The organism is Marinobacter salexigens (assembly GCF_002806945.1).
GTDB classification, from domain to species: domain Bacteria; phylum Pseudomonadota; class Gammaproteobacteria; order Pseudomonadales; family Oleiphilaceae; genus Marinobacter; species Marinobacter salexigens.
On sequence record NZ_NIHC01000004.1, the window covers coordinates 93,566 to 115,095 of the forward strand.

The window sequence follows — 21,530 nt, forward strand, 5'->3', positions numbered from 1 at the left end:
AGGCTAGGGACAGACTTAAAGGTCTCGTAGTGATTATTGGAAGCAGCCCCGCATGGCAGCAAACACCAAAACTCGCAAGCTACTAAAAAGGAGGGCACGTACAAGAAGGAGGAAGAGCCACCAGTGCCCGAAGGCACCAGTGGGACAACAATTAACGCTGAGGTCAGTCGCCTTTGTGCTCGTAAATCGCCTTACCCCATGCTTCACGGCTACCCGGAAGAATCAGGTTCAGGATGATCGCAGCTACCGCACACAGGGCGATACCCTCAAGGTGACCGAGAACCATGCCGCCGATGCCAAACACCAGGGTTACGCCAACGATAACCAGATTCCGCGCTTGGGATAGATCAACTTGATGGCGGATGAGGGTGCTCATACCAACCACAGCAATGGAACCGAACAGCAAACACAGAATGCCGCCCATTACCGGTACCGGAATCGTCTGAAGGGCCGCGCCGAATTTGCCTACGAACGCCAACACAATCGCCGTGCACGCCGCCCACCACATCACCTTCGGGTTGAAGTTACGGGTCAGCATTACCGCGCCGGTTACTTCAGAATAGGTGGTGTTGGGCGGTCCGCCCAATAACGAAGCAGCACTGGTGGCCAAACCGTCGCCCAGCAAAGTGCGGTGCAGCCCGGGCTTTTCGAGGTAGTTTTTGCGGGTCACGTTACCGATCGCCAGAATGTCGCCAATGTGCTCAATGGCAGGGGCAATGGCAACCGGAATCATGAACATAATGGCGCCCCAGCTGAACGCTGGCGCCACAAAGTTGGGGACCGCAAGCCAGGGTGCTTGCTGGATGGGTGTGGTATCAACAACGCCAGCGAAAGCAGACAGCACATACCCGACAATCACACCAAACATAATCGGAATCAGACGGAAGATACCCTTGGCCCAGACTGACGCAATAATGGTCACCGTCAGCGAAATCATGGCAATCCACAGGGCGGTAGTCTCAGGTATTAATTGAACCGCGCCATCACCCGTGCGGCCGGAGGCCATGTGTACAGCCACAGGTGCCAGCCCCAGACCGATCACCATAATCACCGGGCCAATCACTACGGGAGGCAGCAAACGAGTAACAAAGCCAGTGCCGCGCAGTTTTATTGCACCGCTGAGAATAATGTAGAGAATGCCCGCCGCCATCAACCCGCCCAGGGTCTCTTCAAGGCCGAACTTGCTCTTGGAAGCGATAACCGGTGCGATGAAAGCGAAAGATGACGCCAGGAAGATCGGAATCTGACCGCCAGTCACAACATGGAAAATCAGTGTGCCCAGGCCGGCGGTGAAGAGTGCAACATTTGGGTCAAGGCCAGTTATCAGCGGCATCAGCACCAAGGCACCGAAGGCCACCAGCAGCATCTGGGAGCCGGCGATGGCCTGCTTCCAGGTGGAGTCTGTGGAGTGGTCTTGCATGATCAGCTGTCCTTTTGCTTGGTGCCGAAGATCTTGTCGCCGGCATCGCCAAGCCCGGGCAGGATGTAGCCTTTCTCGTTCAGGCATTCGTCCACAGAGGCCGTGTAGATAGACACATCCGGGTGGGCGTCGAGAACCTTTTTAATGCCCTCAGGGGCTGCCACCAACACCAGTGCACGGATTTCCGTGCTTCCTGCCTTTTTCAGCACGTCGATGGTTGAGATCATGGAGCCGCCAGTAGCGACCATGGGGTCCACTATCAGCGCCATACGTTGGTCGAGCTCACCAACAAGTTTTTCCAGATACGTGTTGGACTCAAGGGTCTCTTCATTACGAATTTGGCCTACCACGCTGACCCGCGCCACAGGGATCAGGCTCAGAACACCGTCAAGCATACCCAGACCGGCACGCAGAATAGGGACAATAGTGATTTTCTTGCCGTGAATTTGCTCCACATTCACTGGCCCGGCCCAGCCTTCAATGGTTTTCTCTTTCAGGCTGAAATCCTTGGTCGCTTCGTAGGTGAGAAGGGCGCCGACCTCCTGTGCCAGTTCACGAAAATTTTTAGTGCTGATGTCGGCCCGACGCATAAGGCCGAGTTTGTGTTGGATCAGGGGGTGTTTTACCTCGTGGACTGGCATGGCTCACCTGTTTTCTGGGTCTGGGTTGAAGGGGTAAATGTCGCAATATAAGTGGCGCAAGGATACCGCATCTTACAAGGTGAGTCAGGCACCTGATTGCAGCTTCCGAAGGAAAAACCGGGCAGGCTGGTATGGATCTTGCGGTAACAGGGTAAAAGCCACTTTGGCGTCAGAAACTCGACCCTGAAAACGCCTTCAGAAACAGTAAATCGGAGATGCTTCGGGCATGGACAGAACTTTAGTCCTCAATAACGTCAAATCCCTGACGCAGGGCAACCTCGGCGTACCCGTTATGTTGATGGGGCTGCTGGGCATGATGATACTGCCCATGCCCGCGTTTTTGCTGGACGTTTTCTTCACGTTCAACATAACCCTTTCTATTGTCATTCTGCTTGTGTGTGTTTACGCGCTGCGCCCCATGGAGTTTGCATCATTCCCAACGGTGTTGCTGGTTGCAACCCTGTTACGCCTGGCGCTGAACGTGGCGTCCACCCGGATTGTTCTGCTGCAAGGCCACGAAGGCGGCGATGCGGCGGGTAAGGTTATTGAATCCTTCGGTGCTGTGCTGATTGGTGGCAACTACGCGGTGGGTCTCGTGGTGTTCGCCATTCTTATGATTATCAACTTCCTGGTGGTTACCAAAGGTGCGGGCCGGGTTTCGGAGGTGAGCGCACGCTTTACCCTGGATGCCATGCCCGGCAAACAGATGGCCATTGATGCGGACTTGAACGCAGGGCTTGTTAATCAGGACGAAGCAAAACACCGTCGTGAAGAGATCGCCCAAGAGGCGGATTTTTACGGTTCCATGGACGGTGCGTCCAAGTTCGTAAAAGGTGATGCCGTTGCAGGCCTGTTGATCCTGGCCATCAACATTATTGGCGGTGTTGCCATCGGCATGATTCAACATGGCCTGGATTTTGGTCTTGCCATGGAGCGCTACGCGTTGCTCACTATTGGTGACGGCCTGGTTGCCCAGATACCGTCACTGCTGCTTTCCACCTCCGCGGCCATCATGGTTACCCGGGTCACTTCAAGCCAGGATATGGGCGGGCAAATTCTTCAGCAAATGTTCAGTGCACCCAAAGCCCTGGCCATTGCCGCCGGTATTCTGATTTTGCTGGGGTTGATTCCCGGCATGCCCCATGTGGCTTTCCTTGGTCTCGGCAGTCTTGCAGCTGCAAGTGCCTGGTATGTGTGGAAGAAAGATCGGCAAACCGTTGAAGAGGGAGGAGTGTTTCCCGGTCGGGGAGGCGCGGGTGTTGTGCCTGGCGCTGGCGGGCGAGATTTACCTTTGGCGGGCGATGCCGGTGGTGACCAGGGTCGGCAGCTGCCCGCGCCGGGAGAATCCCGGGAGCTGGGTTGGGACGATGTGGCAACGGTGGATATCGTTGGTCTGGAAGTGGGGTACCGCCTGATACCTCTGGTTGATAAGACTCAGGGTGGTGAATTGCTGAGCCGTATAAAAGGCGTGCGTAAAAAGCTGTCCCAGGACCTGGGCTTCCTTATGCCTTCTGTTCACATTCGCGACAACCTGGACCTGATGCCGAATGTCTATCGCATCACCTTGATGGGGGTCACCATCGCAGAGGCGGAAATCCATCCGGATCGGGAGCTGGCGATAGATCCTGGCCAGGTGTTCGGAAAAATCGAGGGTATAGAGGGCAAAGATCCGGCGTTTGGGCTGGATGCCAGCTGGATTGAGCCGGAAAAGAAAGATCAGGCCCAGACGCTCGGATATACCGTGGTGGATGCCAGCACGGTAGTGGCTACCCACCTGAACCAGGTACTGCAAAAGCATGCTCACGAACTGCTGGGGCATGAAGAGGCTCAGCAGTGGCTCGATCAGCTGGAGAAAGCCTCGCCCAAGCTGGCGGAAGAGTTGGTGCCGACCACAGTGACGATCAGCCTCCTGTTGAAGGTATTGCAGAACCTGCTTAAAGAGGAGGTGCCCATTCGGGATATGCGCTCCATTGCCGAGTCTATGGTCAACCTGCACCCCAAGAGTCAGGACCCCAAATTACTGACCACTGTAGCGCGTCAGTCTTTGCGCAGGATGATTATTCAGAGCATTTGCGGGAACGACGAGGAGATTCCGGTTATCACCCTGGACCCTGACTTGGAACAGTTGTTGCTTAAGTCTGTTCAGCAGAGTCAACAATCTGGCGGCCTGGAAGATATAGGCATGGTTCTGGAACCGAATATGGTGGAAAAGCTGCAGCGCTCATTGCAAGACAGCGTGCAGCGGCAGGAGATGCTGGGTAAACCCGCCATTCTTCTGGTATCCGGGCCTTTGCGGCCAGTACTCGCAAAGTTTGCCAGTTACGGTGTTGAGCGGCTACACGTGCTCTCCTACCAGGAAATACCGGATAACAAGCAGATTACGATCGTGGCGTCTGTTGGCCAATAGGCTGGCGGATGAAAGAACGGGCAGCGCAGATAGCGTGCTGCCGGTGGAGGATGCAATATCATGAAAGTAAAACGTTTTTTTGCCAAGAGCATGGCCGAGGCGCTGAAGCAGGTCAGTGAGCAGATGGGGCCAGATGCTGTCATCCTTTCCAATCGCCGGGTTGAAGGCGGCGTAGAGATCGTCACGGCTCTGGACTATGACGAAAACGTGGCGCGCCAGAGCCTTGGCGATCAGGCCAGCGAGGCCACCAACGGAGCTCGCCTTGCAGAGATGCAAGCGGAGCGCCATCGCCGGCTGGAAGAGGAGTTGAGTCGCTCCCGCTCCCGCATTCGCGACGTTCGGGAAAGCCGTGCCGCGCTTGGCCAAGGCTATGCTGAAGCGTCATTTGCCGAGTTGCACGGGGCTGCCAGTGACGAGTTTTCAGAGGAGCCGTCTCAAAATACCCATAATACAAACTATTCTGATGAGCTCGCGCGCATGCGTGCGGAAATCAGTTCGTTGCGGGACCTTATGAGTGGCCGGCCTGGTGAGCCGGAAAAGCACGGCGTCAACGCGGTTCAGCAGAGGCTGGCAGAGCGCTTGCAGGAGTTTGGCGTAAGCTCGGATCTGGCCGGTTCGCTCTCCCGTCGTCACAAGGGCGGCAAGCTGGAGGATGGATGGAAGCAATCCCTGAAAATGCTTGTTGCGGGTGTGCGCACCCCGGATCAGGAGTGGCTCGACGAAGGTGGCGTATACGCGCTGGTGGGGCCGACAGGTTCTGGCAAAACAACCACCATCGGCAAGCTTGCCGCTCGTTATGTGCTGAAGCATGGCGCTGATTCGATCGCATTGGTTACGACAGACCGGTACCGGGTAGCCGCCCATGAACAGCTTTTCGTATTTGGCCGTATACTGAACGTGCCGGTGCGAGTAGTGGATGAAAGCAATACGCTTGATGATATTCTTGATGAGCTGTCGGACCGGCATCTGGTGCTCATAGATACGGCGGGGCTGACCAGTTCGGATAAAGGGTATCAGCAGCAGTTGGCAGAACTGGCCCGCAGCCATCACAACATTCGCACACACCTGGTTGTTTCGGCAACCAGCCAGCCGCGCATTATGAAATCCGTCTGGCATTGCTATAAGATGGCAGGTCTTACAGGCTGCGTGATGACCAAAATTGACGAAGCTCTGACTCTGGGAGAGTCCTTGGGTTTTGTGATGGAAACCGGCTTGCCGGTGGCCTATTACACGGATGGGCAGAAAATCCCGGGGGACCTGCATCATGCTGAAGCGGTTCTGCTTGTGCGTTTGGCCGTCGAGCGCCTGAAAATGCTGCAGGAGCAAGCGGCAGCAGAGAAAGTGCCTGGCAAAGAGCACCCGCGTGAAATTGCATGAGGCTCTGAAGTTCTGAGTTGTATCCGGCTATGAACTATATCCGGTTAATCCTGGCGAGAGATTATAAACAGTATGAGCAAAGCACATCCGGTACAGGTGATAGCGGTTTCCGGCGGCAAGGGCGGGGTTGGCAAGAGTAATATTTCCGTCAACCTTGGCATTGCACTGGCACAGAAAGGCAGGCGTGTGGTGCTGCTTGATGCCGATCTCGGCCTGGGAAATCTTGATGTGCTACTCGGGGTAACGGCCAGCAATACATTGCAGGACGTGTTGGCTGGGGAGTGTGACCTCAGAGACGTTCTGGTGAACGGTCCCGGCGGGATTAAAATTGTTCCGGCATCTTCCGGAACCCAGCACATGACTCAGCTTAGCCCAATGGAACACGCAGGCCTGATCAACGCGTTCAGTGAATTGGGCGATCAGATCGACGTGCTTATTGTTGATACAGCTGCCGGGATTTCGGAGTCCGTTGTGAGTTTTTTACGGGCTTCCCAGGAGCTGCTGCTGGTAGTCTGCGATGAGCCTACCTCCATAACGGACGCCTACGCCCTGATCAAGCTCATGAACCGTGATTATGGAACCAGTCGCTTTCGTATTCTTGCCAATCAGGTGAGCAGCGAGCAGGAAGGCCGCCATTTGTTTGAAAAACTGACACGGGTTACTGAGCGCTTCCTCGATGTGGCACTACAATATGTTGGTATGGTGCCTTACGACGAAGCCGTGAAGAAGGCAGTTCAGCGCCAGAGGGCTGTGCTGGATGCTTATCCACGGGCCAAGGCCTCGCTTGCGATCAAGGCGCTGGCTGATAAGGTCGAAAGCTGGCCCTTGCCTTCATCTCCCCGCGGACACCTGGAGTTTTTTGTGGAGCGGCTCGTCGAAGTCTGAAACCGATCCAGCAAAATAATACCGGATGCATGACATTGGCGAAAAAACTGGGAATCTACCATCAGGCTGGTGTGAACAGTCCCTCAGAGCTCATAGAGACTCACGCACCCCTGGTCAAGAAAATTGCACTTCATCTTTTGGCGCGGCTACCAGCTTCGGTACAGCTCGACGACCTTATGCAGGCGGGCATGATCGGGTTGCTGGAAGCTGCGCAACGCTACAGCGCAACCAAAGGCGCAGCTTTTGAAACCTATGCCGGAATACGCATCCGCGGCTCCATGGTGGATGAAATTCGCAAAGGCGACTGGGTGCCGCGCTCTGTTCACCGCAACTCCCGGCGGATTGCGCAGGCCATCAAGGCTGTGGAAGACCGGCTGGGTCGGGAAGCCCAGGATGCAGAGGTAGCTGAAGAGCTCGGAATGGAACTTTCCGAGTATCATGCCACCTTGGCGGATTCCAATAGTGGGCGTCTTTTTAGTCTCGATGAGCTCAATGAATCCGGGGAGCTGCCGATAGATGAAACAGAGACCCATGATAATCCGCTGGATGATCTCACGTCGGTTTCGTTCCGGAGTCAGCTGGCGGCCGAGATTGAGGAGTTACCGGAGCGGGAAAAGCTTGTGCTGAGCTTGTATTACACGGAAGAACTGAACCTCAAGGAAATCGGCGCTGTGTTGGGCGTCAGCGAAAGCAGAGTCAGCCAGATACACAGCCAGGCAGCCTTGCGGTTGCGTGGCAGGCTTTCTGATTGGCGCCTTGAGGACAATAGTTAGATGTTACATGGTTAAATCAGCGGCCTGCTACACTTTTTAATGCAAAGGTCAAAACGAATTCCGGGTCTTGATAACTGGAGGTCCCTTTGGACAAGAACATGAAAATTCTCATTGTGGATGACTTCTCCACAATGCGGCGGATCATCAAAAACCTGCTCCGTGATCTGGGCTTCACCAATACCGATGAAGCGGATGACGGCAACACCGCTTTGCCCATGCTCAGAAGCGGCAAGTATGACTTTCTCGTGACTGACTGGAACATGCCCGGAATGTCCGGCTTTGATTTGCTCAAAACGGTGCGGGCTGATGAAAACCTGAAAACCCTTCCTGTATTGATGGTTACTGCAGAAGCCAAGCGCGATCAAATTGTGGCGGCAGCTCAGGCTGGTGTTAATGGGTACGTTGTGAAGCCCTTCACTGCCGCTGTTCTCAAGGAAAAAATTGAGAAGATTTTTGAGCGAATTCAGTAATCGGAAATTGGATGGGTCGTATGAGCGATAACAGAAAGATCCACCGGGATCTTGAGCCAGAAGTGACCGAAAAGCTCCGGCACCAGACAGCAGAACTCTCCCAGTGTGTTGAGAGCGGCGATTATGCCGGCGCCATGACCCTGATTAATGAATTGAGCGAAGTCAGGGATCAGAGTCTGTATCGTGAAGTTGGTCGGCTGACACGTACGCTCCATGAGGCAATCAGCAACTTCCAGATAGACCCGCGCAGCCCGGAGCAGAAAGAAGTTTTGTCCTTGATGACAGATGCTTCCGACAGGTTGGCGTATGTTGTCCAGATGACCGGGCAGGCGGCCAACCGCACTATGGATCTGGTCGAGGAAAGCATGCCAATTGCCAGTTCAGTGCGGGGCGAAGCCACCGCACTGAGGGATGAATGGCAGCGATTGCGCCGCCGCGAAATGCAGCCGGCTGAGTTTCGCGACCTGTATGGCCGAATAGATGCTTTTTTTCTGAGCCTTACCAAAGATACAGACACCATTTACAACAACCTCTCCGAGATTTTGCTGGCGCAGGATTTTCAGGATCTGACCGGCCAGGTGATTCAGCGAGTGACTGCTTTGGTGAAAGAAGTGGAGGAGCAGATGCTGAGCCTGGTGGTTATGGCCAGCCATGTTGATCAGCTCACAGGCACCGTGCATCAGATTGAAAACCAGGATGTCTCGGCCGAGCAGGGCGTGGGGCCTCAGGTAAACGCAGAAGAGCGCGAAGATGTAGTCTCGGGACAAAACGACGTAGACGATTTGTTGTCCAGTCTCGGTTTCTGAATATGAAGAGGTTAATCCATGGCGTTTGATGCCGATGATGAGATCCTGCAGGACTTCCTGGTAGAGGCCGGGGAGATACTCGAGAAACTGTCGGAACAGCTTGTTGATCTTGAGCAAAACCCTGATGACAGCGATCTGCTTAACGCTATTTTCCGTGGATTTCATACTGTAAAAGGCGGTGCAGGCTTCCTTCAGTTGGACGCACTGGTTAACTGCTGTCACTCTGCCGAGAACGTGTTCGATATCCTGCGCAACCATAAGCGCGCAGTCGATTCTGAGCTAATGGACGTTGTGCTGGAAGCTCTGGATCACGTGAACTCTATGTTTGAGCAAGTGCGTAATCGGGAAGAGCTTACCCCTGCACCCGACGAACTGATTGCTGCCCTGGACGCCCTGGCATTGCCCCAGACTCCTGCGGAACAAGCGGTTGAAATGCCCGCAACCTCCGAGCCCGCCGCCGGCGACCAGGATGGGGGCGATATTACCGACGAAGAATTTGAACAGTTGCTGGATGCGCTGCACGGCGATGCGCCGGTTTCCGGTGCCGGCGATAGCCCGGGGTATCATCAGTCTGCCGATAGTAAGGACGCTGTGGGTGGTGGAAGTGGTGATGAAATTACTGATGATGAGTTTGAAGCCTTGCTTGACGAGCTTCATGGTAAAGGCAAATTTGCTGTACAGGCTGATGCCGTTGCCGCTGATGCAGTCAGCCCTGCAGCGGGCAATAATGGTGAGCTGATCACCGACGACGAATTTGAAAGCTTGCTCGATGAGTTGCATGGCAAGGGAGGGAGCCCGACCACTGCAGGCGGTTCCGGTAAAGGATCGAAGACGCCGCAACCGGGCAAACCTGAACCCGCGAAAGTGATTCCCGGGAAAGCACCTGAAGCAAAGCCTGTGGCCAAAGAACCTGCTAATAGAACGGCTCCTCCCAGGGACGCAGCCCCGGTAGCAGAAACCACAGTGCGTGTTGATACCAAACGCCTTGATGACATCATGAATATGGTGGGCGAGTTGGTGTTGGTGCGAAACCGTCTCCAGAGACTGGGCTTTGAGAGTGAAGACGAGCACATGCACAAGGCAGTATCCAGCCTTGATGTGGTGACTACCGATCTTCAGTCGGCAGTTATGCAAACCCGTATGCAGCCCATCAAAAAGGTATTTGGTCGCTTCCCGAGGGTTGTTCGTGATCTGGCCCGGGGCATGAAAAAAGAAGTTAACCTGGTCATGCATGGTGAGGATACAGATCTCGACAAGAATCTGGTTGAAGCCTTGTCGGATCCACTCGTTCACCTTGTGCGTAACTCTGTAGATCATGGTGTAGAAGCGCCGGAGGTTCGTGAAAAAGCCGGCAAGCCGCGCCAGGGGACAGTGACGCTCTCTGCCGAACAGGAAGGGGATCATATACTCCTGTCCATTGATGACGATGGCGCCGGTATGGATCCGGAAGTTCTGCGCCGGAAAGCGGTGGAAAAGGGTATTTACGACCAGGATGCAGCCGACCGCCTTACCGACTCAGAGTGCTTTAACCTGATTTTTGCCGCGGGGTTCTCTACCAAGGAGCAGATTTCTGACGTCTCCGGTCGTGGCGTCGGTATGGATGTGGTGAAAACCAAAATTAATCAGCTCAATGGCCAGCTCAGTGTGGTTTCGGCTCTCGGTAAAGGCTCTCGTATTATTATCAAGGTGCCCCTGACTCTGGCCATTATGCCAACCCTGATGATCAAGCTTGCCGACCAGTCCTTTGCCTTGCCGTTAGTGAACGTGGTGGAGATTTTCCACCTTGATCTTACCCGCACAAACATTGTGGACGGTCGGGAATGTATTGTTGTGCGGGATAACGTGTACCCACTCTTCCATGTAAAGCGTTGGTTGGTAAAGGGGGAGGAGGGTGTCACTCGCCCCGAAAACGGGCATGTTGTGATTGTCGCCATGGGTACCCAAAAGGTTGGCTTTGTGGTCGACCAACTGGTTGGTCAGGAAGAAGTGGTCATCAAACCGCTTGGGCGGGGATTGCAGGGAACGCCGGGAATGGCGGGTGCCACGATTACCGGTGATGGCCGCATAGCGCTCATTATTGATGTTCCCAGCTTGCTGCAGCATTACAGCTGAGGTCTTTGCTGAACCAATCGAAGGCACTGCGGGAAACAGTAACTCAGGTAGGAGAAACGGATGACAGTTTCTGTCCTGGTCGTTGACGACTCAGGGTTCTTCCGCAAGCGGCTGACGCAGATCTTGACCTCGTCGGGCCAGATCCGTGTGGTGGGTGTGGCTGCCAACGGGCAAGAAGGCGTTGAACTTGCACAGTCCTTGCGCCCGGATGTCATTACCATGGACTACGAAATGCCGATTATGGACGGTATTTCGGCTGTGCGTGAGATTATGAAGAAACACCCGATACCGGTGCTGATGTTTTCTTCGCTCACATACGAAGGTGCCCGGGTAACACTGGATGCACTGGAAGCGGGAGCCGTGGATTTTTTACCCAAAAACTTTGAAGAAATCGCGCGGGATGGCAGCCAGCTGCAAAAAATCCTGATTGATCGTGTACTTGACGTTGCTCGCAGTCGGACGCAGCCTCCTTCGCCACCATCTGTACATCGGTCAGCTTCTTCTGCTTCTGCGCAAATGGCTCCGGCCAAACCTTCTGTGACAGCCCGGCCAATGGCCGCTAGCCGCCAGACTAATCAGCCACTGCCGGAAGACTCGTCCAAGCGCTCACCACGAAAAATCCCGGCACAGCGTTATGCCGTTGTGGGCATAGGTACCTCTACAGGCGGGCCTGTGGCACTCCAGCGAGTGCTGGCAGCCTTGCCCGCCAGTTTTCCTTCGCCCATTGTGCTGGTGCAACACATGCCAGCGAGCTTTACGCCGGCGTTTGCCGAACGCCTCAACAGGCTTTGCAAAATTGAAGTCCGACAAGCAGAGGATGGCGACATACTGCATGCTGGCCTGGCGTTGCTTGCTCCAGGTGGCAAACAAATGATGATTGAAAACCGTGGCGGCCAACCCCGCGTTCGTATATTGCCAGGGGACGAACGCCTGAATTACCGGCCTTCTGTAGATATTACTTTTGGATCGGTTGCCCGTTCATTTCCCGGTAAGGCCCTTGGTGTAATCCTGACCGGCATGGGATCGGACGGTAAAGAAGGGTGCCGGATGTTGAAGCAGAGTGGCTCGCCTATCTGGTCTCAGGATGAGCAATCGTCAGTCATCTATGGAATGCCCATGGCTGTTGCAAAAGCAGGCCTGAGTGATGAGATTCTGCCGCTGGATAAAATTGGGCCAAGGCTCATTGAGGGTGTCTGCTGATGGACATACTCAGCCTGCTCGGCGTTGTTCTGGCCTTTGCCGCTATTCTTGGGGGTAATCTTCTTGAAGGCGGAGCTCTGAACTCCCTCTTCAATGGCCCAGCGGCCATCATCGTTATTGGTGGCACCCTTGCTGCCACCATCCTGCAGACCTCCTGGCCGGTCCTGAAACGGGCTACTGTTCAGGCGCGCTGGGTGTTTGTTCCCCCCTATATCAGTATTGAAGACGGTATTGGCAAAGTGATTGACTGGAGCGTCAAAGCCCGCAAACAAGGGTTGCTCGGGCTTGAAGGTTTGGCGGAAAAGGAACCCGAAAGCTTTGCCCGTAAAGGTCTGCAGTTACTGGTTGATGGCGCAGAAACAGAAACCATTCGCAGCATTATGGAAATTGATCTGGATTGCCGTGAGCAGAGAAATCTGGAGTCGGCCCGGGTGTTTGAAGCCATGGGTGGATACTCGCCAACGATCGGCATCATCGGTGCCGTCATGGGGCTGATACAGGTAATGACCAACCTCGAAGACCCGGCATCACTCGGCAGCGGGATAGCTACCGCTTTTGTGGCAACCATCTATGGTGTGGCTCTGGCCAACCTGTTGTTTTTTCCTGTTGCAAACAAGCTGCGTGGGCTGGTCAGGGAACGCACAAGATACGAAGATATGTTGATCGATGGCATCATCGCCATTGCGGAGGGTGAGAACCCTAAATCCATTGAATTGCGGCTGCGGGGCTTCCTGCAGTAGCAAACCCGGTTCCTATTATGCGGCGTCGCAGGCCACCCCAGGACGATTTGCACAATAAAGAGCGTTGGCTGATTTCCTATGCGGATTTCATAACACTGCTCTTTGCTTTCTTTGTGGTGATGTATTCAGTCTCTTCGGTAAACGAGGGCAAGTACAAAGTGCTTTCGGAGAGTCTTACGGGCGTTTTCAATGCACCTCAGCGATCCTTTCAGCCCTTAGAAATTGGCGATCAGCCCCCACGTCCGGAAGTTCAGCCCTCGGAGGATGTGATTCCCCCTGTTGTAACAGAGGCGCCCAGAAATTCAGAGCAGGGCACCCAGGCGCGCACTGACGCTTTGCGCACAATGGCAGATCAACTGGCCATGGAGTTTGACGAACTGATCGGTCGCGGGGTGGTTACGCTTGAAACCAACGACCGCTGGCTTTCGCTTAATCTGCCAGACAGCCTGCTGTTTGGCAGTGGCGATGCGGAGCCCCACTATGATGCGTTTGGCGTGATAGACAAAGTAGCGCGGGTTCTCAGGAATCGGGACAACGCAGTAAAGGTTGAAGGCTTCACCGACAATCAGCCCATTCGTACAGCGCTATTCCCTTCAAACTGGGAGTTGTCGGCGGCACGGGCGGCAGCGGTTGTGCGTATGCTGGGCATGGAAGGGATTGAGCCGGAACGATTGGCAGCGGTCGGTTACGGTGAGCATCAGCCTCTCGCTCGCAACGATACGGAAGAAGGCCGCCGCCGTAACCGGCGTGTTGTATTGCTTATCTCCCGCGATGCCAGTGTTCGGGGCGTTATGCGGTAGAACATGTTCAGTCGCCACCGGCCTGGCACGGTTTCTGTATTGCCTTCATCAATCAATCATTCAGGCGGCAAGCTGCTGCCGGTGTACAACCCGTTCAAGTTGCGTGAAAACTGGCCGATAAACCGGAGTGTAACGGGTTTTCGTTAGTCGCAACAAAGTCGGTTTCGGAGTCAAAACGTGCGAATCTGGGCAGTAGCCAATCAGAAGGGCGGTGTAGGTAAAACCACCTCGGTGGTCGCTTTGGGCGGCCTTCTGGCGGAGCGTGGGAAGCGCGTGCTGGTGGTAGATCTTGACCCCCATGGTTCTTTGACCAGTTGGTTCGGCTACGACCCGGATACCCTTGCACACAGTGTTTTTGATCTGTTTCAGCACCAGGGCAAGATACCTGAAGGGTTGCCAGCTCAGCTTATTGTAGAAACCAGTTGCCCCGGGCTGGTTCTGTTACCGGCCAGTTCGGCTCTGGCTACGCTGGAACGACGAATGGTGGGTGCTGAGGGCATGGGGCTTATTGTTTCCCGGGCACTTGCCCAGTTGTGGGACGATTTTGACTATGTTCTTCTGGATAATACGCCCTCGTTGGGTGTGCTGATGGTCAATGCGCTGGCGGCAGCACAGCACCTTGTTATTCCGGTACAAACCGAGTTCCTTGCCATCAAAGGCCTTGAGCGGATGCTGCACACGCTGCAGATGATCATGCGTTCCCAAAAGAATCAGTTGCCCTATACCATCGTACCGACCATGTTCGATCGGCGTACCCAGGCTTCGGTTAAAAGTCTGAACCTGCTGCGTAAAACCTACCAGGAAAACCTTTGGAGGTTTGCAGTGCCCGTTGATACAAAATTCCGCGATGCGAGCCAGGCCGGTATTGTTCCGTCGAAACTGGAAGCGCAAACTCATGGCGTTCGGGCTTATCGACACCTGCTGGATGATTTGCTGGCAAAAACCGGTGTTCAGCAGGAGCGTCAGCATGGCTGACGGGAAATTGACAAAGCTGGCGGATCCGGCCAGTGCAATTGCCAGTTATCTGGATGAATTGCTGCATACGGCAACGAACACTGCCCGGCACGAAGAGTTGGCTGAGTCAAAACCCGCCATAGAGACGGAGCCTAAGCCAGTTCCGGTCAAAAAACGGGTGTTGAAAACCAGGCCAGCGCCAGTTCTGGCTCCAGCACCTCTGGTGGCACCTCGATCAGCGCAGAAACTGGAATCTGCCCCAGTGGAGGCTTCAACGCCAAAGCATACGGAAAAACCAGTGCCAGGGAATGAAGGTCCCGTGGCGCGCCCGGACTGGTCACAGCGCCCGTTTGAGTGTCTGATTTTTACCGTGGCAGGTTTGCAGCTTGCGGTTCCGTTGGTTCTGCTGGGGGCCATATATCAGATTGAAGAGAGCATTCGGCCGATTCCTGGTAGCCCCCGCTGGTACATGGGCATCCGTATGGGAGCCCATCAGAATCTGAGAGTTGTGGATACAGCTGAGTGGATAATGGCCGGGCGGGTTCCGCCTGATGCCCGGGATAACTACCGGTTTGTTATTCGCCTTGATAACAGCGAATGGGGGCTGGCGTGCGATGATGTGGCCCAATCCTTCACTCTTAGCCCGGATGATGTGCGCTGGCGCACGGCCCGCAGCAAGCGGCCCTGGCTGGCGGGAACAGTCATTGAGCAGATGTGTGCTCTGGTTGATGTGCGTACCATGGCCGATTTGTTGGTGCGGGCTGAGCGGGAACAGTATCTCGACCTGAGTTGACCGGAAAACCCGGTTACGCAATGAAACCATGCCAGACTGGCACGGTTTGTGCCCTTAATTATAGTATTGGGCGCTGATGATGTTTTTTTGACGATCAGGTTGCCCGCCCGGGCAGCCGAACAGGAGACACAGGTTATGGCATCCCCGAGCGGACCACAGAATCAGGCCCAGGACGATCAGGTATTGCAGTACGTGACCTTCCGGCTGGATAACGAGACATACGGTCTCGACGTTATGCAGATCCAGGAAGTGCTGAGGCACACGGAGATCGCGCCAGTGCCGGGCGCTCCGGATTACGTGCTCGGTATCATCAACCTGCGGGGCAACGTGGTGACGGTTATCGACACCCGTCGTCGCTTCGGGCTGGCGGATGCAGATATTACAGACGCCACCCGAATTGTAGTGATGGAGTCTGCCGACCAGGTAATGGGAATATTGGTGGATTCTGTAGCCGAGGTTGTGTACCTGAAAGCCAGTGAAATTGAGACTGCACCCAATGTGGGTAATGATGAAAGTGCCAGATTTATCCAGGGTGTGTGTAACAAAGATGGTGAACTGATCATATTGGTCGAGTTCGACAAAATGCTGTCAGACCACGAATGGGCTGAGATCGCAGGGCTGTAAACCGGCGCCGTACCGGCCAGGCCTGATGATGGATGCCTCACGTGGATAATAACCGGAGACGTCCATCATGTTTGCTGAAATTCCTTCTTATGTGCCCTGGGCGCTGACCACCGTAGCGCTTTCACTGGTTTTTGCGCAGTGCGTTATGCTCGGGCGCCAGAACAGGCAGCTTAAAGCCACACTCAAGGAGCGCTGCGATAGCCTCGGCCGGGAGTTGCATGCCACTGCCAGCGGCAGTATGGGGGTGGGGCAGCGCCTTGTCGCCTGCGAACGGCAGCTGCATGAGCTACGCACAACCCTAGATGAGATGCGCCAGAATGATCCCCTGCGCATCTCTTACGATGAGGCCTCACGGTTGGTTGATCTTGGGGCTGATATAGACGATCTTATGAACACTTGCGGAATATCCCGTCCCGAGGCCGAGCTTGTATCAGCACTGAGAAAGCGCGAGGCGGCCTGAAACCACGCTGCTACGGACTTTAATGGATGAAGAAAGTCTACCCAAGGGCCCTGGAGGCCCTTCTTGCCGTATCCCGTAATGATTTTGTTACCGGCTCGGACCTGATTCCTTCCATAACCGGGCATTCTATCCCCCGGGAAGAAACCGTTGCCCACATCCTGTCTATCATGCCGGAGATTGCGCCCACGGACAGTGTGATGCATGTGGGCGGTGGCTCTGGCTACCTCGCTGCTGTGTTATCCCATCTTGCTCACCGCGTTATCTACATTGAAAAAAACCCGAACGTTGCCGAAGCAGCCAGAGAGCGGTTTTTCAAGCTGGGCAAGAATAATGTGGATGTTCTGGCACAGTCTGCCGAGAGCGTACTGGATCTCGACCAGCTCTGTGAACTCGTGTTGTGCACGACCTTTCTGGCCGATAACAACACGTTAAAGCAGTACCTCTGTGAAGGCGGCAATCTCATTTGCCTTGAAGGCAAGGCCGGCCCAGTGCCAAGTATGGCCATGTATGTGAAACGCGCCGATAAGCTCGAGCGGGTCCGCACTTTGGGGTGGGTGGATTTTAACCGTAACTCGGAACAAATTCTTATCGACCTGGGTATGGTTGATGAGCGGGTGCTGGCGAAGGCTAAAACTACGGCAGCGACAGAGAATTGCCGTGTGCTGGATGTTCTGCGCCGAACTCTGAACATTGAGGAAACCGAGCTTTATCGCTCTTTGGCACAGCAGCGAGGGATGATATTTGCTGATGCCGATGAGCTTTTGCCTGAATTGAAGGATGCATTGTTCAGGCGTTTTTCCCGCACCTTCCTTGACCTGTCCCGGATTATTCCGGTGGCGCAGGCAAACGGCAAGGTAACCTTTGTTACGGATGACCCGGATGCCCGCACCGACCAGCTGGAGCGTATGAGCCCCAACCACACCATTGAGTGCTGGCTGGTTACGCCTACGGATTTCAGGAGAATCTGGTCAGCGCTGGATTTGTCGGCCAAAGGCAACCGGTTCGCTGCTGATCAGGCCGTGTTGTCTGCCACCGGCTCAGGCAGTGGTCGCAAGCGAGATAACTCCCTGGGCCAGGAAACCGGAACCGATCATGTCAGCCCTTATCTGGTGTCTGTGTATGAGGCGATTCTGCTGGACGCAGTCAGCGAAAAAGCCAGTGACATTCACATTGAACAGTATGATGAACGAGTCAGGATTCGTTTGCGGGTAGACGGCGACTTGAGGGATCTGGGCCAGTACCAGATTACCCCCCGTGAACTCCGAGGCGTCATAAACGTTATCAAATTGCGGGCTGAGCTCAATATTGCCGAACGCAGGTTGCCCCAGGGTGGGCGTTCCCGCTTGCAGCTGGGGGATATTGCCTACGATCTTCGGGTGCAGACCCAGCCATCGCTGCATGGAGAGCATGCGGTTATCCGCTTGTTACCCCAGACCGGCCGCGCCATGACCATTGCGGAGCTGGGCATGTCGCCAATGATTGGCTCCCATTACGAGCGTTTGCTGGATAACCCCGCCGGCCTGGTTCTGGTTGTTGGTCCTACAGGTTCGGGTAAGTCCACAACGCTTTATGCGGGCTTGCAGACCCTGGCAGACGATGGCCGCCGTAAGGTGATCACGGTGGAGGATCCCATTGAATACTCCATCGATAACGTCCAGCAAACACCGGTACGAAGCGACATTGGTTTTAATTTTGCCGATGCCATGCGGGCGTTTGTGCGCCAGGATCCCGACATCATCATGGTGGGTGAGATCCGCGATAAAGAAACTGCTCTGGAAGCTATTCGCGCTTCCCAGACTGGCCACGTGGTGCTTTCAACGCTGCACAGTAATGATGCGGTGGACTCCTTGCAGCGCTTGTACGATTTGGGCATTCACCCGAACTCCATAGCCGGTGAACTGTTGGCCGTTATTGCTCAGCGCCTTGCCAAACGAATTTGCAAACACTGCCGCAGGCCAGCAACACCCGACCCGGTTATTCTTGAGGAAGTCTTTCCCAGCGGCGCACCGGATGATTTCCGTTGTTTTGAAGGTGCAGGCTGTGATAAGTGCGGCGGCCGTGGCACCCGGGGCAGGGTGGCTATTGTGGAATATATGGAAGTGGATTCGGATATACGTAATGCCATATCCAGCCAGCCCCCTATCGGCGAACTGCGCTGGCGGGCACTGGATTCGGGCCTGGTAACCATGCGTGACAGCGCACTGGATCATGTTATCGAGGGTGTTATTCCCATGTCTGAATTGCCACGCATATTGCCCCAGGAGCGTATGGCGCCGGAAGTCCGTGGTGGCCGCAGGAGTTCGCTATGAGTGCAGGCAATCAGCAGAATAAAGCCGCGCAACGGGTGCCGGCGGAAGTTGTTTTTCACGATGAGCTGGAACGGATAGCGGCCATGGATCTTGGGCCCATACCGCAGGGTTGGCGTATGTCCCCCAGGGCCGTTGAGAAATTTGTGCTGGGCGATGAGAGTCTGGGCATTGAATGCAAGTTTGTGGCGGATCGCGCCATGGTGACCCGCATTATCATTTCCCTGTGTACTAATCGGGGCTGCTTGCTGGTTGGCGAACCGGGTACGGCCAAGTCCTGGCTTTCCGAGCTGCTCACCGCTGCCATTTCCGGCGACTCCACCCTGGCGTTGCAGGGCGGTGCTGTGACTCAGGTTGGGCAGCTTCTGTATGGCTGGAACGAGGCCGTTCTTGCCAGCAAAGGCCCTTGCGTCGAAGCATTGGTTCCGAGCCCGCTGATGCGTGGCATGATGGAAGGTCGCCTGGTGCGATTTGAGGAAATCGCCCGCTGCCCTCAGCCCCTGCAGGATGCGCTGCTGTCGGTTTTGTCTGATCGGATTGTGGTCATTCCGGAAATTCCGGGAGACGACGGAGTGGTACTGGCCCGGGAAGGTTTTAACCTGGTGGCTACATCCAACAGCGTTGATGCTGGCGTTAACGAAATGAGTGCTGCCCTCAAGCGTCGCCTGGATTTCGAGGAAATCCGGCCGATCAGGAATCTGCCGGATGAAATAGGCGTTGTTCTGCGAGAAGTGAGCAAAGCCAACAAACGTGCCAGTATCGAGGTAGATCTGGATCGGGCTGTTATTGAGGTATTGGTCACCATGTTTCACGAGTTGCGCAATGGCCAGACCATGGATGGCCGAAGCACAGATCGCCTGGCGGGGGCCGCGCTTTCAACCGCTGAGGCGGTGTCGGTTGCCCATGCTGCAAGCCTGAATGCCTGGTACTACGGTGGTGGCAGTATGACGGTTGAGCATTTGATGCATCACATCATCGGCTCTGCGCTCAAGGATCATCCGGACGACCGCCGACGCCTCAAACACTATTTCGAGACTGCCATTGCACCTCGCAAGGGCGATACCTGGGCTCAGGTGTGGGCGCTGCGTTCACTCATCCACTGAGGCCGCAGGATTATCCCGGCCGGCGTCTTCGGGCGTCCGGCCGCGTATGTGGAAGGCAAAGGCAAGAATTTCTGCAATAACCCGATAGAGGTTTTCCGGTATTTCGTCGTTCAGGGACAGACGCGCGAGAATGCTGGCCAGCTCCCGGTTTTCATACAAGGGCACATTGTGCTCTCTGGCAATGCGGATAATTTCATCAGCCAGTTCGTAAGTGCCCGTGGCGGTGATCGTCGGGGCTTTTTCGCCGTCGTATTTCAGGGCAACGGCGGCGCTGGATGTCTGGTCTTTCTTCTGCTTTTTCATGCTCGGGTATCCACCAGTCTGTGTTCCAGCTTGGTAACCGGATAAGAAGGGCTGCCCCGCCGGCACTCAAGGTCGGTCACTTCCAGCCCCAGGTCCACCAGGCTGCGCCTCAGTAGCGGCAACTCTTCGTTTACCTGCTTTAACGTATCCTGTTTTTCTGCCCACACCCGGGCGCTGACTTCCTGTTGGCGCAGAGACACTTCAAAGTTCAGCGCCCCGGCCAGTTCCAGGTCAATGGCAAGGTTCAGGCGCCATTCGCTGATAGCTGCCGGTTTCTCGTCTCGGCTCTTGGCCGTGGATTCTTCCTTGTACTGTTCCAAACGCAGCTGTGCCAGTTTGGGCTCGTTTTGCGGCGTTACCCAGGGTAAGTCCATCAACATGGTAGAGGTGGGGGCAGGCGTATCACCGCCGCCTCTCGCCGTCAGTATCTGGCTGTGTAACTGGTTGACCGTAATCCGGTTCAGCATGCCTGCTAACATTCGCAAAGTCTGGCCCACAGAGGTGGGTTCGGGGTTAACGGCCGGTGCCGTTGCCTGGGGGAATTGCAGCGGGGCCTGAGCCAGGCTGGGGCTTGCAAGTGGCGTTAGGCGGTTGAACAAGGTTGCTGCATCGCCATCTTGCTCTGCCAGCAGGCTGGTAATGACTCGCCCTATGGCAAGCTTGAGATCGGGCAGCACGGGTGAGGGTGCCTGGGTGAGACGGGATTCGGCAAACAACCCGCTTTCGGCTACCCATTGCCGGATTTGTTGCACGGTATTGTTCTGAGTGCCGGCACCAGGGGCAAGGGTATTGCTTGCAGGAAGCCTTGCCAGCAGGGATTCGAGAGCCTGACGCGCCGCTTCCGGTAGGGGCTGCAGGCTGCGAGCGGTGGGTAATTGTCCGGGCGTCAGTTCGGGAACCATGCCCCGGTTCAGCGCTGTCATCAGTTTTGTCAGGCCGCTGTCCAGGCTTTGTTGCCAAGGCATGCGTTGCGCCAGGGCCCGGGTGATGGCGGCTTCCGGTGTCGCCGCCAGCTTGCCCATCAGTTGCAGTTCGTTACCGGCCCGCATTACTTTTACCCAATCCCCGGGCGTCAGCTCCGTGGCACCAATGGCGGCATTCACCTGTAAGGGTTTCCCGCGCACATCCAGCAATAGTTCGGCACTGCCCTGACGGTTGATGACTTCTGCCACCCGGGCCAGTATGGCTTCCCGGTTTGCGAGCTGAAGCTGGTCCAGTTGCTGGCGAGCAGACAACGCAACCGTCTCACGGCTCGGCGGCGCGGCGCCATTGCTCTGCGACGGCTTGGGCGTAACCGGTGCCGGTAGGGTGGGGGGGTGTTGGCCGCTGGGTAGTTTCATCGCTGCTGACTTGATA

Annotated in this window: 20 protein-coding genes; 16 read left to right on the top strand and 4 right to left on the bottom strand. The window is 55.5% G+C overall.

Features of this window, described 5'->3' with window-relative positions:
- Nucleotides 1–163 precede the first annotated feature (163 nt).
- Nucleotides 164–1,420: a uracil-xanthine permease family protein gene (locus CDH47_RS08445; protein WP_100639446.1), complete on the bottom strand. Its 1,257-nt coding sequence runs from the start codon at nucleotides 1,418–1,420 to the stop codon at nucleotides 164–166.
- Nucleotides 1,421–1,422: 2 nt separating this feature from the next.
- Nucleotides 1,423–2,061, bottom strand: coding sequence for a uracil phosphoribosyltransferase (gene upp, locus CDH47_RS08450; RefSeq protein ID WP_100639447.1), 639 nt, complete (start codon nucleotides 2,059–2,061; stop codon nucleotides 1,423–1,425).
- A gap of 226 nt (nucleotides 2,062–2,287) precedes the next feature.
- Here upp and flhA point away from each other — a divergent pair, with 226 nt between their 5' ends.
- The 16 genes from flhA (at nucleotide 2,288) to CDH47_RS08530 (ending at nucleotide 19,871) form a co-directional block, all read left to right on the top strand.
- A complete protein-coding gene (gene flhA, locus CDH47_RS08455) occupies nucleotides 2,288–4,468 on the top strand; it encodes a flagellar biosynthesis protein FlhA (RefSeq protein WP_100639448.1) in 2,181 nt (726 codons plus the stop codon).
- A 60-nt stretch (nucleotides 4,469–4,528) separates the two neighbouring features.
- The gene (gene flhF / locus CDH47_RS08460; protein ID WP_100639449.1) at nucleotides 4,529–5,845 is read left to right on the top strand and encodes a flagellar biosynthesis GTPase FlhF; all 1,317 of its coding nucleotides are present in this window, start codon (nucleotides 4,529–4,531) and stop codon (nucleotides 5,843–5,845) included.
- A 72-nt stretch (nucleotides 5,846–5,917) separates the two neighbouring features.
- A complete protein-coding gene (locus CDH47_RS08465; RefSeq protein WP_100639450.1) occupies nucleotides 5,918–6,730 on the top strand; it encodes a MinD/ParA family protein in 813 nt (270 codons plus the stop codon).
- A 29-nt stretch (nucleotides 6,731–6,759) separates the two neighbouring features.
- Nucleotides 6,760–7,503 (top strand): RNA polymerase sigma factor FliA, encoded by a 744-nt coding sequence (locus CDH47_RS08470; protein ID WP_100639451.1) that lies wholly within the window; start codon nucleotides 6,760–6,762, stop codon nucleotides 7,501–7,503.
- An 86-nt stretch (nucleotides 7,504–7,589) separates the two neighbouring features.
- Nucleotides 7,590–7,973 carry a chemotaxis response regulator CheY gene (cheY, locus tag CDH47_RS08475; RefSeq protein WP_100639452.1) on the top strand — a complete coding sequence of 128 codons (384 nt, stop codon included), beginning with the start codon at nucleotides 7,590–7,592 and terminating at the stop codon, nucleotides 7,971–7,973.
- Between the two features lie 20 nt (nucleotides 7,974–7,993).
- Nucleotides 7,994–8,779: a protein phosphatase CheZ gene (locus CDH47_RS08480; protein ID WP_100639771.1), complete on the top strand. Its 786-nt coding sequence runs from the start codon at nucleotides 7,994–7,996 to the stop codon at nucleotides 8,777–8,779.
- Between the two features lie 18 nt (nucleotides 8,780–8,797).
- Nucleotides 8,798–10,891: a chemotaxis protein CheA gene (locus CDH47_RS08485; RefSeq protein ID WP_100639453.1), complete on the top strand. Its 2,094-nt coding sequence runs from the start codon at nucleotides 8,798–8,800 to the stop codon at nucleotides 10,889–10,891.
- A 60-nt stretch (nucleotides 10,892–10,951) separates the two neighbouring features.
- Complete coding sequence (locus tag CDH47_RS08490) at nucleotides 10,952–12,091, top strand: protein-glutamate methylesterase/protein-glutamine glutaminase (RefSeq protein WP_100639454.1); 1,140 nt, start codon at nucleotides 10,952–10,954, stop codon at nucleotides 12,089–12,091.
- Nucleotides 12,091–12,831, top strand: coding sequence for a flagellar motor protein (locus tag CDH47_RS08495; RefSeq protein ID WP_100639455.1), 741 nt, complete (start codon nucleotides 12,091–12,093; stop codon nucleotides 12,829–12,831). The genes CDH47_RS08490 and CDH47_RS08495 overlap by 1 nt, the downstream gene beginning before the upstream one ends.
- A 17-nt stretch (nucleotides 12,832–12,848) precedes the next feature.
- Complete coding sequence (motD, locus tag CDH47_RS08500; protein ID WP_100639456.1) at nucleotides 12,849–13,631, top strand: flagellar motor protein MotD; 783 nt, start codon at nucleotides 12,849–12,851, stop codon at nucleotides 13,629–13,631.
- Between the two features lie 177 nt (nucleotides 13,632–13,808).
- Nucleotides 13,809–14,606: a ParA family protein gene (locus CDH47_RS08505; RefSeq protein ID WP_100639457.1), complete on the top strand. Its 798-nt coding sequence runs from the start codon at nucleotides 13,809–13,811 to the stop codon at nucleotides 14,604–14,606.
- Nucleotides 14,599–15,378 (top strand): chemotaxis protein CheW, encoded by a 780-nt coding sequence (locus tag CDH47_RS08510; RefSeq protein WP_100639458.1) that lies wholly within the window; start codon nucleotides 14,599–14,601, stop codon nucleotides 15,376–15,378. Before CDH47_RS08505 ends, CDH47_RS08510 begins: the two co-directional genes overlap by 8 nt.
- A 135-nt stretch (nucleotides 15,379–15,513) precedes the next feature.
- Nucleotides 15,514–16,002, top strand: a complete 489-nt coding sequence (locus CDH47_RS08515; RefSeq protein WP_100639459.1) for a chemotaxis protein CheW — start codon at nucleotides 15,514–15,516, stop codon at nucleotides 16,000–16,002.
- A 67-nt stretch (nucleotides 16,003–16,069) separates the two neighbouring features.
- Nucleotides 16,070–16,462, top strand: a complete 393-nt coding sequence (locus CDH47_RS08520) for a DUF2802 domain-containing protein (protein ID WP_100639460.1) — start codon at nucleotides 16,070–16,072, stop codon at nucleotides 16,460–16,462.
- Between the two features lie 26 nt (nucleotides 16,463–16,488).
- Nucleotides 16,489–18,771: an ATPase, T2SS/T4P/T4SS family gene (locus CDH47_RS08525; protein WP_100639461.1), complete on the top strand. Its 2,283-nt coding sequence runs from the start codon at nucleotides 16,489–16,491 to the stop codon at nucleotides 18,769–18,771.
- Entirely contained in the window at nucleotides 18,768–19,871 is a 1,104-nt protein-coding gene (locus CDH47_RS08530) for an ATP-binding protein (RefSeq protein WP_100639462.1), read from the top strand. The genes CDH47_RS08525 and CDH47_RS08530 overlap by 4 nt, the downstream gene beginning before the upstream one ends.
- Here the strand turns inward: CDH47_RS08530 and CDH47_RS08535 are convergent.
- Nucleotides 19,857–20,174: an EscU/YscU/HrcU family type III secretion system export apparatus switch protein gene (locus CDH47_RS08535; RefSeq protein ID WP_100639463.1), complete on the bottom strand. Its 318-nt coding sequence runs from the start codon at nucleotides 20,172–20,174 to the stop codon at nucleotides 19,857–19,859. The genes CDH47_RS08530 and CDH47_RS08535 overlap by 15 nt on opposite strands.
- Nucleotides 20,171–21,514, bottom strand: a complete 1,344-nt coding sequence (gene fliK / locus CDH47_RS08540) for a flagellar hook-length control protein FliK (protein ID WP_100639464.1) — start codon at nucleotides 21,512–21,514, stop codon at nucleotides 20,171–20,173. Before fliK ends, CDH47_RS08535 begins: the two co-directional genes overlap by 4 nt.
- Nucleotides 21,515–21,530 lie beyond the last annotated feature (16 nt).